This is a genomic window from Agrobacterium sp. 22117, from assembly GCF_052045735.1.
In the GTDB taxonomy this organism is placed as follows: Bacteria; Pseudomonadota; Alphaproteobacteria; order Rhizobiales; family Rhizobiaceae; genus Agrobacterium; species Agrobacterium cavarae.
Genome location: NZ_JBQEPP010000003.1, coordinates 565,794 through 579,107, shown reverse-complemented (window position 1 = coordinate 579,107; position 13,314 = coordinate 565,794). Strand labels below are relative to the sequence as shown.

Here is a 13,314-nt window from a genome sequence, read left to right as displayed (position 1 = left end):
GCCGTGAACTGGAACACTGGAACCCGTGAGCAGATAAGGGATTGGCTTCAGTCGATTATGACTGAGCGCAATATGTCTCCTATTGAACTGGCGAAGTTCGCCGGCGTTTCACCCACCACCGTCTATCGCGCGATCGACGTGAATTCGGAATTCACTACCACGACGAAGACGCTCGAAAAGATCGCCACTGCTGTAGGCCGTCAGCCTCCAGGGCCGACCTACCTGGATGCAGATCACATCAAGCCGTGGAATTCTGTATCCGGACTGGAAGCCGTTGATGTTCCTAACGGTCTCATACTCCCGGCCGCGCTAGATCATCATTTCCAGGCCTATAGGATTCTAGACAGGTCGCTCGAGCTCGAGGGATATCTCCCAGGAGATATCGTCGTCATCGACGAGGACGTCGCGCCTTCAGCCGGCGACATTGTGTGTGTCGATCTCTCTGGTCAGCGCCCAGGCGGCTCCAGCCGCGTTCTGCGCTTGTTCGAGCCGCCCTATCTCATGTCGCGATCGATCGATCGTCGCATTGAACCCGCGCCTATTCTCCTTGATCGATCCGTCGAAATCAGAGGGACAGCAACAGCGATGCTCCGCGAAATGCGCCGGGCTTCCTAAGCGCTCAAATTCCGCTAGTTCTACCGAATAACTATTGAGATTGCCGCCCGAGATGCGCGTTGAACGTGCTGATTGACGGGCTGCGGTCGTTTATCCACCAGAAAATGGCGGTGTGGATGCACCGACCGACTTCGGTTTATCCATTGAATGGGATGATTTCAGTCTCTTAATGCAATTAATGTATTGCATTTATGGAAAGGCATGCCATGTTTGCGTCAGGTTGATTTGCAACGGAGACGCAACACATGAGTTTGTCGGATAGACTGGTGATGCTGCCGGAAATGGCGGGGGCGCTGCAGCGCTCGGAAGATTGGGTGCGCCGGCATTGGCTGCGCCTGCATCAGGAACATGGCATGCCGCGCAAATGCTCGGTTGGCTGGCAGTGGCCGCGCAAGGCCATGGAAGCTTGGTTAGACGCCGGCGGCATCACAACCACCCAGGAAGACGAGACGGAAGACCAGCCGCCCCCCACAAGCGGCGGTAGCTCGCATCTGCGCCTAGTCGCCAACCAGAACCGCGATCTCGCGGCGCGCTATTCGGGCAGGGTGCACGCATGACGATGATTATGTCTGCAGACGGGTTGAGCCTGGAAGAGGGGCTTTCCCATTCCAACCCAACAACTGCTTGCCTCGCGCGGATGAGTGCCAGCACCTTTGCAACCCACATGGTTGATTTCTTCAATGCCGAATTGGCGCGGGGCACCAACCGGGTCGCGTTGCTCGATGCTCTCGCGCGCTTCCAGGTGCAGACACATGCTTGCCTCGCGGCGCAATTCTTGGCGCCCACCGGCGTTTCTCTCGCGCTCGATCTCTACAGGCTATCTTTGAGCACCGAATACATTGTGCATTCGGAGCGAGCTCGAGCGACGGAACGGAAGATGCGGGGGCAGGGATGAACGCCCTTCTGGAGGAGAAAGAGACCTGCCTGCAGGCGCTCGCCTCCTGCCCGGTCTGCAGGAGCCGGCGCCTCGAATATTGGCGCCACGAGAAGTTCGGCCCCCAGGTCGACGAGGAAGATGATTTCCTCTGGCGCCTGCCGAAAGTCGATGACCAGGCCACCGCACGATTTTGGTGCGGCATGATCCTTTGGCTGGATGAGAAGGCAAAGATCAACATTCGCTATGGATGCCCGCTGGCGACACTTGCGGCCGTCCAGGAACTGAACCGGAAACCTGAAACCGTTTTGGAGGAGAAGGCCGCATGATTACGCCACTCACCGAAAATCCCGCCATCATGGATCCGCGCAAGAACCTGACGTCGGCGGAAAGCGACGCCTTGGCCGCGCTCGATTTCTTCAAGAACCAGCGTCTCATCGATGGCCGCATTCACATCGGCAACAAACGGTTCTCGCTGCGCACGATCAAGCGCCTCGAGGAGAAGGAACTCGTCAAGGGCAGGGTGCCGAAAGTCGCTCTCACCACAGGCGGCGGCCTTGCGCTGTATCGTCTGAAGGGTGGCGACACCTCGAACTGATCAATCCCCTTACGGCGTGGCCTGACCTCCGGCGTCGTACCATCCGGCATTTGCCTTTGTTCAGCCCCCTGGGGGCAAGTGCCGGCGCTCGCCCGGCGGTCTGTGTGTTGCGTGGCCGCCGGGTCTTTTTTGGAGTTCCAGAGTGACAGTAAAAATCAAACACATCGAATGGCGTGACGGCCGCCCGCGCTTCAAGCCGGGTCCAGGCCTCCGCGAGAAGGGTCACAGGCCCCAGGACCTGAAGCACCCCAATGGCCGGTGGTTCACCCAAGGCGAGGCCGTTGATTGGTCCAATGACTTTGTGAAGCGTCTGACTGCGGCCAAAGAGAAAAGCGCGCCTGTGGTCATGCCAGCCGTCCCGATGATGGCGCGCAAGAAGGCGCCGGCCGTCTATCCGATATCCCGTCTTATGGAAGATTGGCTTGGTAGCCCTCGCGTCCTCACCAAGTCGAAGGACACCATCAGGGACTACAAGCAGAAGGCGCGCGTGATCGAAACGCACGATCCGGATTTATGGGCCTCCGAAGTTCTGGCGCTCGACCAGACGATCTGTTTCGGTCTCTATGAGGATCTATGGTCCAACCGCGGCCTGGCGACGGCGCGGAGTACGCTCGTCGTCCTGGGCATGGCGATCAAGTGGGGCATGCGCTCCGGCCGGCTGAAGGGTATGAACATCAATCCGGCTCGAGATCTCGACATGCAGCAGCCGGATCCGCGCGCTCGCTTCCTCACCAAGGAAGAGTTTGATTGCATGATTGAGACCGCCGAAGGCAAGGACTTCCGGCGCATCGATCTTGCCGACATGTTGTTTTGCGGGGTTTGGACAAGCCAGCGCCAAGGCGACAGGCTGAACCTGAAGCTCTCCGCGTTTCGTGGAAGCCGTTTCGTCATCCAGCAGCGCAAGACAGGCGCGATCGTCAATCCGCCGGTCGCAGAGCCATACAAGCAGCGCCTCGATGCCGCTGCAGAGCGCCGGAAGGCCAAGGGTGTCATCAGTCCCTACGCGCACCTCAACGAAGGCACCTGGGAACAATGGAATGCCTACACCTACCGGAACCTGTTTGGCGAAGTGCGAGCAGCTGCAGCGAAGAAATTGCCGTCGCTCAAGACTGTGATGGAAAAAGATCTGCGCGCCACCGGCGTGACCTGGATGGCACTAGCCGGCAACACGCTCCCGCAGATCTGCGCAGTCTCCGGCCACTCCCTGCAGGGTGCCCACACCATCCTGAAACATTATCTCGCCCTCCATCCGGAAATGGCGACGACGGCGATCGGCAACCTCGTCACCTGGTACGAGGGCGGCGGCAACACTGACTTGGCAATCTAAGAGGAGCCACGATGAAAAGCAGAGCAAATTTACGTCCCCATGGTCGGGGCTTTGAGGCGGCCATGTCTGTCAACGATCTCTCGCATGCACTGTCTGCATATCAAGGCCAGCCACCCGTCGGTGTCTACCAGCACAGGTTCAGATACCATGTGAGCAACGCACGCGGTTGGTCGGACTGGTCAAAGTGGCAAGACGGCCCGGCCGCGCATCCTGGCACCGAGTTTGTCAAGGTTGAGGAGCGCGTGCTCTTCCCCATACCCGTCGCCCCACCTGAAACAACGCTTCCGACGTGGGTTCGCGAAAAGCTGGCGGCGTGCAAGGCCGCGATCGACGCTTACGCCGAAGCGCTCGAGCGTCGCGAACATGGCGGCGTCGCGGCGAGCCGGTGCGTCAATGCCATCGAAGAAGTTTTCTATCCCGAACGATATCAACCTGTCGGCGCGGTGCGCTCGACCAACCAGGAGAATTGAAATGCTAAACACAGAAACCAGCCGCCGCCTGAAGCAAGCCAGCCGCCCGATCGACGAGAAGATCGGCGCGGCCCTGCGTGATTTCCGGAAAGCTCGAGGCATGACCCAGGAGCAATTGGGCGATGGCATCAAGGTCACATTCCAGCAGATCCAGAAATACGAAAAGGGCACCAACCGGATCTCGGTTAGCGCCCTGTTCGAAATTTGCCGCGTTTTGAAGATGTCGCCGATCGAATTTCTGTCTGGCCTGGTGGACGATGCAGAGCCCTCCGATCTCAGCGAGCTCCTGAAGGAAAATCGGGATCTCAAAGAGCAACTGGCGAGCGTCCGTCGTCTGGTCTCGTAAGGGTAGCCGCCAACGCAAAAAATGCCGCCCAAGGTCGCCCGGGCGGCATCGAATTTTAGAACTGAGCTTTTTGTCAGCGACCGCCAGGGCGTTCCGAAGCAGCGCGCCCACCACAGCGCGAACCATCGCTCGCTCTGTCATCTGGAAAATTGCAAGATGCGTTAGCGAAGCTTCCAGCAGAAAGCAGCACGACTATAGCGACCGTAATAATTTTCATGATTTCCCTCTCCTAGCGCCAAAATGGCGACAGACAGAAATCTCTACTTTAGAGGGAATAGCAAATGCTAATTTAAGTTCGGCGGACTTTTTTTGGTTGCCGCGCTAGTTCGTGTGAATAGACGAAATGAGGAAATCCCACGTGGGACTAAAGCAGCGTCCCATAAGTCCCACTGAGGGGAGGAAACTCACGATATCAGATTGAAGTTGTTGAGGTTTTTGGTGGGTGATGTAGGGCTCGAACCTACGACCCGCTGATTAAGAGTCAGCTGCTCTACCAACTGAGCTAATCACCCGACCGGCACCGTGTGGCGGTGTGAGGGGGCGTATAAAGGGGTTCATTTCCCTTGTCTAGCGCCAATGATGAAATATTCCGATTTTTCTTTTGAGTGGCATATCATTTTCAGAAAAAAGCCCGGAAATCCGGGCTTCTTTCATCAGAGATTTTTTTGGCGACCTAGCGTCTTATTGCTCGCGCCACGGCGATCAGGATGCAGGCGCCGATGAAGCCAGCGATCAAGTATCCAATCCAGCCGCCCAAAACGATTCCGAACACCGACAGGATGGCGTTGGCGATCACTGCGCCGACGATCCCGAGAATGATGTTCATCAAAACACCCATATTGCTCTTCATGAACTGCTCTGCGAGCCAACCGGCGATGCCACCGATAATGATTGCTGCGAGCCAACCGATACCTGCTGATTCCATGATTACCCTCCATCTATGGACACTATTTGCTTGTGCGCACTTTAATGGTTGAGACGAAAAGAAGTTCCACGGCTTGAGTATGATGCTGCTGTTGAATTGCCTTATACGGCGATTATGAAGGCCAGAAGATTCGGCAGAAGCAAAAGGGTAGGTTTGATGACGTTTTCTATGAGTGAGAACAAATGGCTGCGTTCTCTGCTTCTGCTTCCGCTGATCTGCATGCTGCTGTCCTCCTTCGCTTTTGCGCAGCAAGACCCTGCCCAGGCACCGGCTGCTGCAACCATGCCGGTCGTGGAGCGGTCGACGAAGGAACTCGATAAGTACAAGGCCACACTTTCCGATATCACCCGTCAATTGGAGGATGGAGGCAGAGACGATACCCGGCTCGTCGATCTCAAGGGTAAGGCGGATGATCTGTCGACCTCCGTCAACAGCGTCGTCTCCACTCTGCGTGCGCGGCTGGATGAGATCAACGGTCGCATCACCTCCCTCGGCGAGCCGCCCAAGGAGGGCGCGCCGCCGGAAGCCAGCGTTGTGACCGACGAGCGCAACAGGCTGAACTCGGAGAAGTCGCAGATTAACGCTGTGCTGGGCGATGCCGAGGCTGTTGCCGGGCGCGCCACATCCCTGTCGAACAACATCACCTCCATTCGCCGCGCGCTGTTTGCCGCCACGCTGTTCAAGCGCACGGAGATTTCTCTGCCCGTGCTGGCCGAAGCGGGCCGGGAGTTCATCGACGAGGTCTCGACGCTCAGCAGCTCGCTGACTGGCTGGTCGGTCTTCGTCTGGAATTACAAACGGCTTTCCATGTTCGGTGCCGTCTCGCTTTCGGTTCTGGCAGCTCTTCTGTTCCTGGTCGGCGGGTACCGCCTTCTCGGACACCGCATGGAGCGGCGGGCCTTTTCAGGTGAGCCATCCTATCTGCGTCGCTTGTCCGTCGCCTTCTGGTCAACGACCGTGCAATCCATGTCGGTCTTCCTGTTCATGGTCACCTCGGGCTTCTTTCTGGATAATTTCGGCGTCTTGCGGCCGGATATTGCGCCGATCGTCTATGTCGCGATGTCGGTCATCGCGTTTGTGTATTTCGTCTCGCGCCTGACCTATGCGATCTTTGCGCCGACGCAGCCGGAATGGCGCCTCCTGCATGTCTCCAATAGCGGCGCGCATACCATCTCGTCCGCCATGTTGATCATGGCGATCGTCAATGGTCTGGATTACCTGTTCAGCACCATCAGCGAGACGCTGAATTCCCCTCTGATCTTGACCGTGGCAAAGAGCTTCGTGGCCTCGATCATCATCGGGGTCATCTTACTTGCCCTTTCGTTCCTCAAGCCGGTCATAGGCGAGGGCGAGGACGCCGAGAGCGGCCACAAGCGCATGCCGCGCTGGCTTGCCATTCTGCTGCGTGTGGGTGGCCTGTTGCTCATCGGTGCTTGCCTGACAGGCTATGTGGGGCTTGCGCGCTTCCTCGCGACACAGGTCATTGCAACAGGCGCTGTGGTGGCCACCGTCTATATCGGTATTCTGTCCGGCAAAGCGATCTCGCGTCAGGGCGCTTTCGGCGAAACGCTGGCCGGTCGTTATCTCGGACGGCGCTTTGGGCTTGGACCGGTGGCGCTCGACCAGGCCGGCCTCGCCGCTGGTCTCGGCATCTACGCCATCGCGCTTGCCTTCGGCATACCGCTGGTTCTCTTCTCCTGGGGCTTTCAGCCCGGCGACATCGAGAATTGGGCATATAGCCTGCTGACGGGTTTCAAGGTCGGCAATACGTCGATTTCGCTCATCAGCATCTTTAGCGGCATTCTGGTCTTCATCGTCGGTTACGCGGTGACGCGCTGGTTTCAGAAATGGCTCGATCGCAACGTCATGGCGCGCGGTCAGGTGGATGCCGGCGTTCGAAACTCGGTCGGCACTGGTATCGGCTATCTCGGCATCGTCGTTGCGGCGATCTTCGGCATCTCCTCGGCCGGTCTTGATCTTTCCAGCCTGGCACTCGTGGCTTCAGCCCTCTCGGTTGGTATCGGTTTTGGCCTGCAGAACATCGTCTCGAACTTTGTGTCCGGTCTGATCCTGCTGGTCGAGCGCCCGTTCAAGGTGGGTGACTGGGTGGTGACTGGCGCAGTCGAGGGCACCGTCAAGCGGCTGTCGGTGCGCGCGACCGAGATCGAGACCTTCCGGGGGCAATCAATCATCGTGCCGAATTCGGAATTCATCAACTCGTCCGTCGGTAACTGGACGCACCGAAACCGCATCCAGCGTGCCGAAATTCCGGTGTCGGTTGCCTATGAAACCGATCCGCAGAAGGTCATGGATATCCTGCTGGAACTGGTGAAGAAGCAGACGCCGGTGTTGAGAAACCCCGAGCCGCACGTGGAATTCCTGCGCTTCGGTGATTTCTCGCTCGACTTCGAACTCCGCTTCCACCTTGCCGATCTCTCCCATGGGCTGACCGTCAAGAACAATCTGCGGATGGAGATTCTGAAGCGTTTCCGTGAAGAAGGCATCAGCATCCCGATGCCGCAGCGCAATCTGAACATTCACATGGAAGGCGAGACAAACCCGCAAATCCTCGCGGCACTTCTTTCGGAGGAGGGCGACAAGGCCGTCGTCTCCCATACCGGCGCCGCGGCTGCGCCAAAGCAAGAGGCGGCGAAGTCCGAGGTTTCCAAGCCGCAAGGCGAGGAAGAAAAACTCTCAGAGGTAAAGGCGGAGGAGCCGAAAGCACCAGCCGCGAAGCAGCGAAAATGAGCATTCGCGTTACATGAAAATCGTCAAAAGGCTTGCCGTCGCGGCGAGCCTTTTGCATGTCGTAATCAGGCGTTTGGGCGACGATGCGACATTGCATAGTCTGCGCCATAGGTTCGGAAAAAGCCGCGTTCATGCGGATGACATGCCTCAAGGGGAACTATGACTATGAAGACAAATGCGCGGGCAGTGGTTATCGGTGGTGGCGTTGTCGGCGTTTCGACGCTCTACCATCTCGCCAAGAAGGGCTGGACCGATTCTGTTCTGATCGAGCGCAAGGAGCTGACATCCGGCTCCACGTGGCATGCCGCTGGCCTGCTTCCGCTGTTCAACATGAGCTATTCGGTTGGTCAGATCCACAAATACTCGGTCAAGTTCTACGAAGAGCTGCAGCAGGAGACCGGCATGAATGTCGGCTTCTCCAAGGTTTCCAATATTCGTCTCGCCCGCACGAAGGATCGCTGGGACGAATACATGTATTATACCGGCATTGCTGAAACCATCGGTGTCAACGTCAAGCTTCTGACGCCGGAAGAGGTAAAGGAAGTCTGGCCGCTCTGCGAGACCGACGGTCTGCTCGGCGCAATCCAGCATCCGGACGATGGCTATATCCAGCCGGCGGACCTGACCCAGGCACTGGCAAAGGGTGCGCGCGACAAGGGTGCGACAATCTACAGAAACACCACCGTCACCGCGATCGAGCAGACGGAAGACGGTCACTGGAAGGTGATGACCGACAAGGGCGAAATCATCGCCGAACACGTCATCTCCTGTACGGGCTCGTTTGCGCGCAAGACGGGCGAAATGGTCGGCATTAATATTCCGGTCATTCCTGTCGAGCACCAGTATATCGTGACCGAGCCGCATCCGGACATTCTGGAGCGCCGCAAGCAGGGCCTGCCTGAAATGGGCGTTCTGCGTGAGTCGGACAGCGCATGGTATATGCGCGAGGAGGCCGGTGGTCTGATCCTCGGGCCCTATGAGGTCGGTGCGCCTGTCTGTTATGTCGACGGTCCTTCGGCCGACAGCGAATATGAACTCTTCCAGGAAGAGCTCGACCGTCTGATGCCGCATATCGAAAGCGCCATCGCGCGCGTTCCGGCCTTCGGCGAAGTCGGCATCAAGAAGGTCTATAATGGCGCGATCGCCTACACGCCGGATGGCAACCCGATCGTTGGACCGGCTCCAGGCCTCAAGAATTTCTGGCTGAACGAAGGTCACTCCTTCGGCATCACCGCGGCCGGCGGTGCCGGCTGGCAGCTGGCGGAATGGATCGTCGACGGCGAGCCCACGCTCGACCTCACCGGCGTCGATCCGCGCCGCTTCGGCCCTTACGCGACCGAAGGCTATCTGATTGCCAAGAACGAAGAAGCCTATGCCAACGTCTTCACTATGCACTACCCGGATGAGGAGCGCTCCGCTGCTCGTCCGCTGAAGACGACGCCGATTTACGACCGCCTGAAGAAGCTCGGCGGTGTCTTCGGCTCCGTCTATGGCTGGGAGCGTGCCAACTGGTATGCGCCGGAAGGCTATGCGCTGAAGGAAGAAGAACTCGGCGTTGGTGCCGACGTCATCACCAACCACAATCATGCGCCGGCGCTGGAAGACGGCCGTATTGTCGAGAAGTGGTCGTTCCGCCGCTCCAACTATTTCGAGCATGTCGGCAACGAGGTGAAGAACGTCAACCAGAATGTCGGCGTTCTCGATATGTCGGCTTTCGCCAAGATGGAAGTCTCCGGTCCTGGTGCGCGCGCCTGGCTCGAATCCATCCTCGCCAATGCCATTCCAAAGAAGCGTGGCCGTATTGCGCTGACGCATCTTCTGACGCCGAATGGCGGTGTGAAGGCCGAGTTCACCGTCTATGAATGGGCACCGGGCCGGTTCTACCTGGTGTCTGCCGGTGGCCTGGAATCTGTCGATCACGACACGCTTCGCCGCCTTGCGCCAACGGATGGCTCCGTCACTCTCCAGCCGATCACGCAGAAATACGGCGTTCTGGCTCTGGCCGGTCCGAAGTCGCGTGACGTGCTGAAAAAGCTGACGCGCACCAGCCTCGAAAACAAGGACTTCCCATGGCTGACCGCCAAGGAAATCTCGGTCGGCGTGGCGACCGCGCACGCACTTCGCGTCAACTTCGTCGGCGAACTCGGATGGGAACTGCATCATCCGATCGAAATGCAGAACTACATCTTCGATCGTCTGATGGAAGCCGGTGCCGAATTCGGGATCAAGCCATTCGGCATTCGCGCCATGGTGTCCATGTCTCTTGAGAAATCCTACCGCAACATGGGCCGTGAACTCTCCGTCGAGTACAACGCCTATTCGTCGGGTCTCGATCGCTTCATCAAACCAGAGAAGCAGTTCATCGGCCGCGATGCGGTTGTAGCTGGCAAGGAGAAGGGTCTGCCCTGGATCTTCTCTACGCTGATCGTCAGCGGTAACACCACCGTCGACGCACGTGGTTCGGAAGCTATTCTGAACGACGCAGGTGAAGTCGCTGGCCGCGCAACGAGCGGCGGCTTCGGCTGGCGTATCGGCAAGTCCGTAGCACTTGCGATGCTTGCGCCTGACTATGCGACGATCGGCACCAAGCTGAAAATCAAGATCCTTGGCGATCTCTATGATGCGGAAGTCGTCGGCGAAAGCCCGTTTGATGCGGACAATGCGGTGCTGCGCGCCTAAGGCGTGGTGCCGATGTAAAATAAAACGAGGGGCTCTGTTCGTGCGGAGCCCCTTGACGTTTAGGCTACTTCTGGACTTCTCGATTGGTGACTACTCATCGAGAACGACGCGGAGCGCTCACGCTTCTGGTCAAGCCGGTGGTCAGTCTCTCAATCGGATGGCCTTGCACTCTGCGCCAGCGGGCAGTTCAGGCGCATGGGGAGGGCGGATGATGAGGCAGTCGGATTTTGCCATGATCTTCATCATCGACGAGTCCTGCTTCGTGAAGGCCTCCGCAATCGGCTTGCCATCTTCCTCACCGACAAAGCGGGCGCGGAGATAATCCTGGCGCACATCATTGGCTTTGAGGGCTGTGGCCGTCCTGACGGTGATCTCGCGGGCACGCGGCGCTTGGTGGCCAAGCTTGTGGATCAGGGGTTCCAGGAACAGCAGGCTGCAGACAAGGCTCGCGACCGGGTTTCCAGGCAGGCCCAGCACCTGCATCGGACCGATATTCCCAACCATCAACGGCTTGCCGGGTCGCATGGCAATGCGCCAGAAGTCCAGCGCCATGCCCTCTGCCTTCAGTGCCGCCTGGACGAGGTCGTGATCGCCGACCGACGCCCCGCCAAGTGTCACGAGAACATCGGCTTTGGCAGCGATGGCCTTGCCGATTGCCGCACGGATCAGTCTATCGTTATCCTGAACGATACCGAGATCCAGAATATCCGCGCCAGCCTGGCGCGCGAGGGCGGCGACACCGAACGTGTTCGACGCGATGATTTGCGCGACCTGCGGTTCTCCGCCGGGTGGGACGAGTTCATCGCCGGTGGCCAGGATCGCGACCAGCGGCTTGCGATAGACCGCAAGCTCGGCATGATTCATCGCGGCCGCGACGGTCAGATCGGCGAAACTCAAGCGTGTACCGGCATCGAGCACGGTTTCATCGCGCATGAAATCTTGCCCGAGGTGTCGAATGTGTCGCCACTGAGTGACATTGAAGGCGGTGCGGATGCGGTTGTCGTCCAGAACCTCTGCGTCTTCCTGGATAAGCACGCTATCTGCGCCTTCCGGCACGGGCGCCCCGGTGAAGATGCGGACTGTCTCACGCGCTCCGATCTTGCCCTCGAAGGCATGTCCGGCAGAGGCTGTGCCGATCACCGTCAATTCGGAGCCGATTGCTGTGGCGTCAGCGGCGCGTAGCGCGTAGCCGTCCATGGCCGAGGCGTTGAACGGTGGCTGTGTGATCTGCGCCTTAAGGTCGGAGGCGAGCACCCTGTCAGCAGCGGCGGCAAGACCAATGCGTTCGACCGTAGAAACGGGCTGTGCGGCATCCAGCAAGCGTTGAAGGGCTTCTGCGACGGGGAGAAGGGGTTTCATGCGTGTCCTCTTCGGTGGCTCGGATAAAGACCGTGCTGCTTATCCATGACAATTATGGAGAAAGCCGCCTGCGGCCTCACGCCCTGTAGTCGCCAGATTTGCCGCCGCTTTTTTCCAAGAGCCTTATCGAGCCGATTTCCATGCCCTTGTCGGCGGCCTTCGCCATGTCGTAGATCGTCAGGCAAGCAATCGAGACGGCGGTCAGCGCTTCCATCTCAACGCCGGTCTTGCCGGAAAGCTTTACGGTTGCCTGAACTCTCAAGCCGGGCAGGGCGACATCCTCGGAGATATCGACCGACACTTTGGTCAGCATCAGCGGGTGGCAAAGCGGGATGAGGTTGGACGTCTGCTTCGCCGCCATGATGCCGGCGAGACGTGCGGTGCCGATCACGTCACCCTTTTTGGCGTTGCCCTCGCGGATCAACGTCAGCGTTTCCGGCTTCATTCTCACGAAGCCTTCGGCAATCGCGGTCCTGACCGTGTCGAGCTTGTCGCCGACATCGACCATGTGGGCTTCCCCGGAGGCACCGATATGGGTGAGTTTCTGCGTGCTCATTCCGCGGCTAGAACGCCGCTCTGGCCTGTGAGAAGTGCGCGCGTCGCAGCCGTGACATCGTCTTTGCGCATCAGGCTTTCGCCCACCAGGAAGGTGCTGATGTTGCATGTCTTCAGCCGCAGGCAATCCTCATGGGTGAAGATGCCGCTTTCGCCGACCAGTAGCCTGTCGGATGGGACGAGCTTTGCCAAGCGCTCACTGTTTTCGAGACTGACCTCGAAGGTGCGCAGGTTGCGGTTGTTTACGCCGAGCATGGGTGAGGCGAGCTTCAGCGCGCGCTCTGTTTCCTCTTCGTCATGCACTTCGACCAGCACGTCCATACCGAGAGCAAAGGCTTCGTCCTCAAGACGTTTTGCCTCGTCGTCGGAAAGGGATGCCATGATCAGCAGGATGCAGTCTGCGCCCCAGGCGCGCGCTTCATGCACCTGATAGGTTTCAAACATGAAATCCTTGCGCAGAGCGGGCAGGGCGCAGGCATTGCGGGCGGCGGTCAGGAATTCAGGCGCGCCCTGGAAACTCGGCGTATCTGTCAGGACTGACAGGCAGGCCGCACCGCCGGCTTCATAGGCTTTCGCCAGCGCCGGTGGATCGAAATCAGGACGGATGAGACCCTTGGAGGGGCTTGCCTTCTTGATCTCGGCGATCAGGCCAAAGACTCCTTCGGATTGCTTGCGCTTCAGCGCGTTATAGAAGCCGCGAGGGGCGGTCTGATCTGCCGCCATGGCCTTCAGATCGGCAAGTGAAACCTTTGCCTTTGCGGCTGCGATTTCCTCACGCTTATAGGCTTCGATCTTTCTGAGAATATCGCTCATCTTCG

General features: G+C 58.7%; 14 protein-coding genes and 1 tRNA gene. 10 read left to right on the top strand and 5 right to left on the bottom strand.

The window, feature by feature from the left end:
* Positions 1-3: 3 nt before the first annotated feature.
* From ACTJKV_RS11280 to ACTJKV_RS11245, 8 genes are all read left to right on the top strand, one after another.
* The gene (locus tag ACTJKV_RS11280) at positions 4-615 is read left to right on the top strand and encodes a helix-turn-helix domain-containing protein (protein ID WP_440598664.1); all 612 of its coding nucleotides are present in this window, start codon (positions 4-6) and stop codon (positions 613-615) included.
* Between the two features lie 245 nt (positions 616-860).
* Entirely contained in the window at positions 861-1,172 is a 312-nt protein-coding gene (locus ACTJKV_RS11275; protein WP_440598663.1) for a hypothetical protein, read from the top strand.
* The gene (locus ACTJKV_RS11270) at positions 1,169-1,510 is read left to right on the top strand and encodes a hypothetical protein (protein WP_440598662.1); all 342 of its coding nucleotides are present in this window, start codon (positions 1,169-1,171) and stop codon (positions 1,508-1,510) included. The genes ACTJKV_RS11275 and ACTJKV_RS11270 overlap by 4 nt, the downstream gene beginning before the upstream one ends.
* Entirely contained in the window at positions 1,507-1,818 is a 312-nt protein-coding gene (locus ACTJKV_RS11265) for a hypothetical protein (protein WP_440598661.1), read from the top strand. Before ACTJKV_RS11270 ends, ACTJKV_RS11265 begins: the two co-directional genes overlap by 4 nt.
* Positions 1,815-2,087, top strand: a complete 273-nt coding sequence (locus ACTJKV_RS11260) for a hypothetical protein (protein ID WP_440598660.1) — start codon at positions 1,815-1,817, stop codon at positions 2,085-2,087. The genes ACTJKV_RS11265 and ACTJKV_RS11260 overlap by 4 nt, the downstream gene beginning before the upstream one ends.
* A 142-nt stretch (positions 2,088-2,229) precedes the next feature.
* A complete protein-coding gene (locus tag ACTJKV_RS11255) occupies positions 2,230-3,414 on the top strand; it encodes a hypothetical protein (RefSeq protein ID WP_440598659.1) in 1,185 nt (394 codons plus the stop codon).
* A 62-nt stretch (positions 3,415-3,476) separates the two neighbouring features.
* Entirely contained in the window at positions 3,477-3,884 is a 408-nt protein-coding gene (locus ACTJKV_RS11250) for a hypothetical protein (RefSeq protein WP_440598658.1), read from the top strand.
* Position 3,885: 1 nt separating this feature from the next.
* The gene (locus ACTJKV_RS11245; protein ID WP_440598657.1) at positions 3,886-4,230 is read left to right on the top strand and encodes a helix-turn-helix domain-containing protein; all 345 of its coding nucleotides are present in this window, start codon (positions 3,886-3,888) and stop codon (positions 4,228-4,230) included.
* A 436-nt stretch (positions 4,231-4,666) separates the two neighbouring features.
* On the opposite strand, the gene ACTJKV_RS11240 is transcribed toward ACTJKV_RS11245, so the two are convergent.
* Positions 4,667-4,742: transfer RNA gene (locus ACTJKV_RS11240), tRNA-Lys, on the bottom strand.
* A gap of 161 nt (positions 4,743-4,903) precedes the next feature.
* Entirely contained in the window at positions 4,904-5,155 is a 252-nt protein-coding gene (locus ACTJKV_RS11235) for a GlsB/YeaQ/YmgE family stress response membrane protein (protein WP_062427424.1), read from the bottom strand.
* A gap of 168 nt (positions 5,156-5,323) precedes the next feature.
* Here ACTJKV_RS11235 and ACTJKV_RS11230 point away from each other — a divergent pair, with 168 nt between their 5' ends.
* Positions 5,324-7,903: a mechanosensitive ion channel family protein gene (locus ACTJKV_RS11230; RefSeq protein WP_440598656.1), complete on the top strand. Its 2,580-nt coding sequence runs from the start codon at positions 5,324-5,326 to the stop codon at positions 7,901-7,903.
* 165 nt (positions 7,904-8,068) lie between these two features.
* Positions 8,069-10,582 carry a GcvT family protein gene (locus ACTJKV_RS11225; protein WP_274102600.1) on the top strand — a complete coding sequence of 838 codons (2,514 nt, stop codon included), beginning with the start codon at positions 8,069-8,071 and terminating at the stop codon, positions 10,580-10,582.
* A gap of 141 nt (positions 10,583-10,723) precedes the next feature.
* Here the strand turns inward: ACTJKV_RS11225 and ACTJKV_RS11220 are convergent, their stop codons facing one another.
* The 3 genes from ACTJKV_RS11220 to trpC all read right to left on the bottom strand — a co-directional run bounded on the left by ACTJKV_RS11220 (position 10,724) and on the right by trpC (position 13,309).
* Positions 10,724-11,941: a molybdopterin molybdotransferase MoeA gene (locus tag ACTJKV_RS11220; protein WP_274102457.1), complete on the bottom strand. Its 1,218-nt coding sequence runs from the start codon at positions 11,939-11,941 to the stop codon at positions 10,724-10,726.
* Between the two features lie 76 nt (positions 11,942-12,017).
* Complete coding sequence (gene moaC, locus ACTJKV_RS11215; protein ID WP_274102456.1) at positions 12,018-12,497, bottom strand: cyclic pyranopterin monophosphate synthase MoaC; 480 nt, start codon at positions 12,495-12,497, stop codon at positions 12,018-12,020.
* Entirely contained in the window at positions 12,494-13,309 is an 816-nt protein-coding gene (gene trpC / locus ACTJKV_RS11210) for an indole-3-glycerol phosphate synthase TrpC (RefSeq protein WP_274102455.1), read from the bottom strand. The genes moaC and trpC overlap by 4 nt, the downstream gene beginning before the upstream one ends.
* Positions 13,310-13,314: the final 5 nt, after the last annotated feature.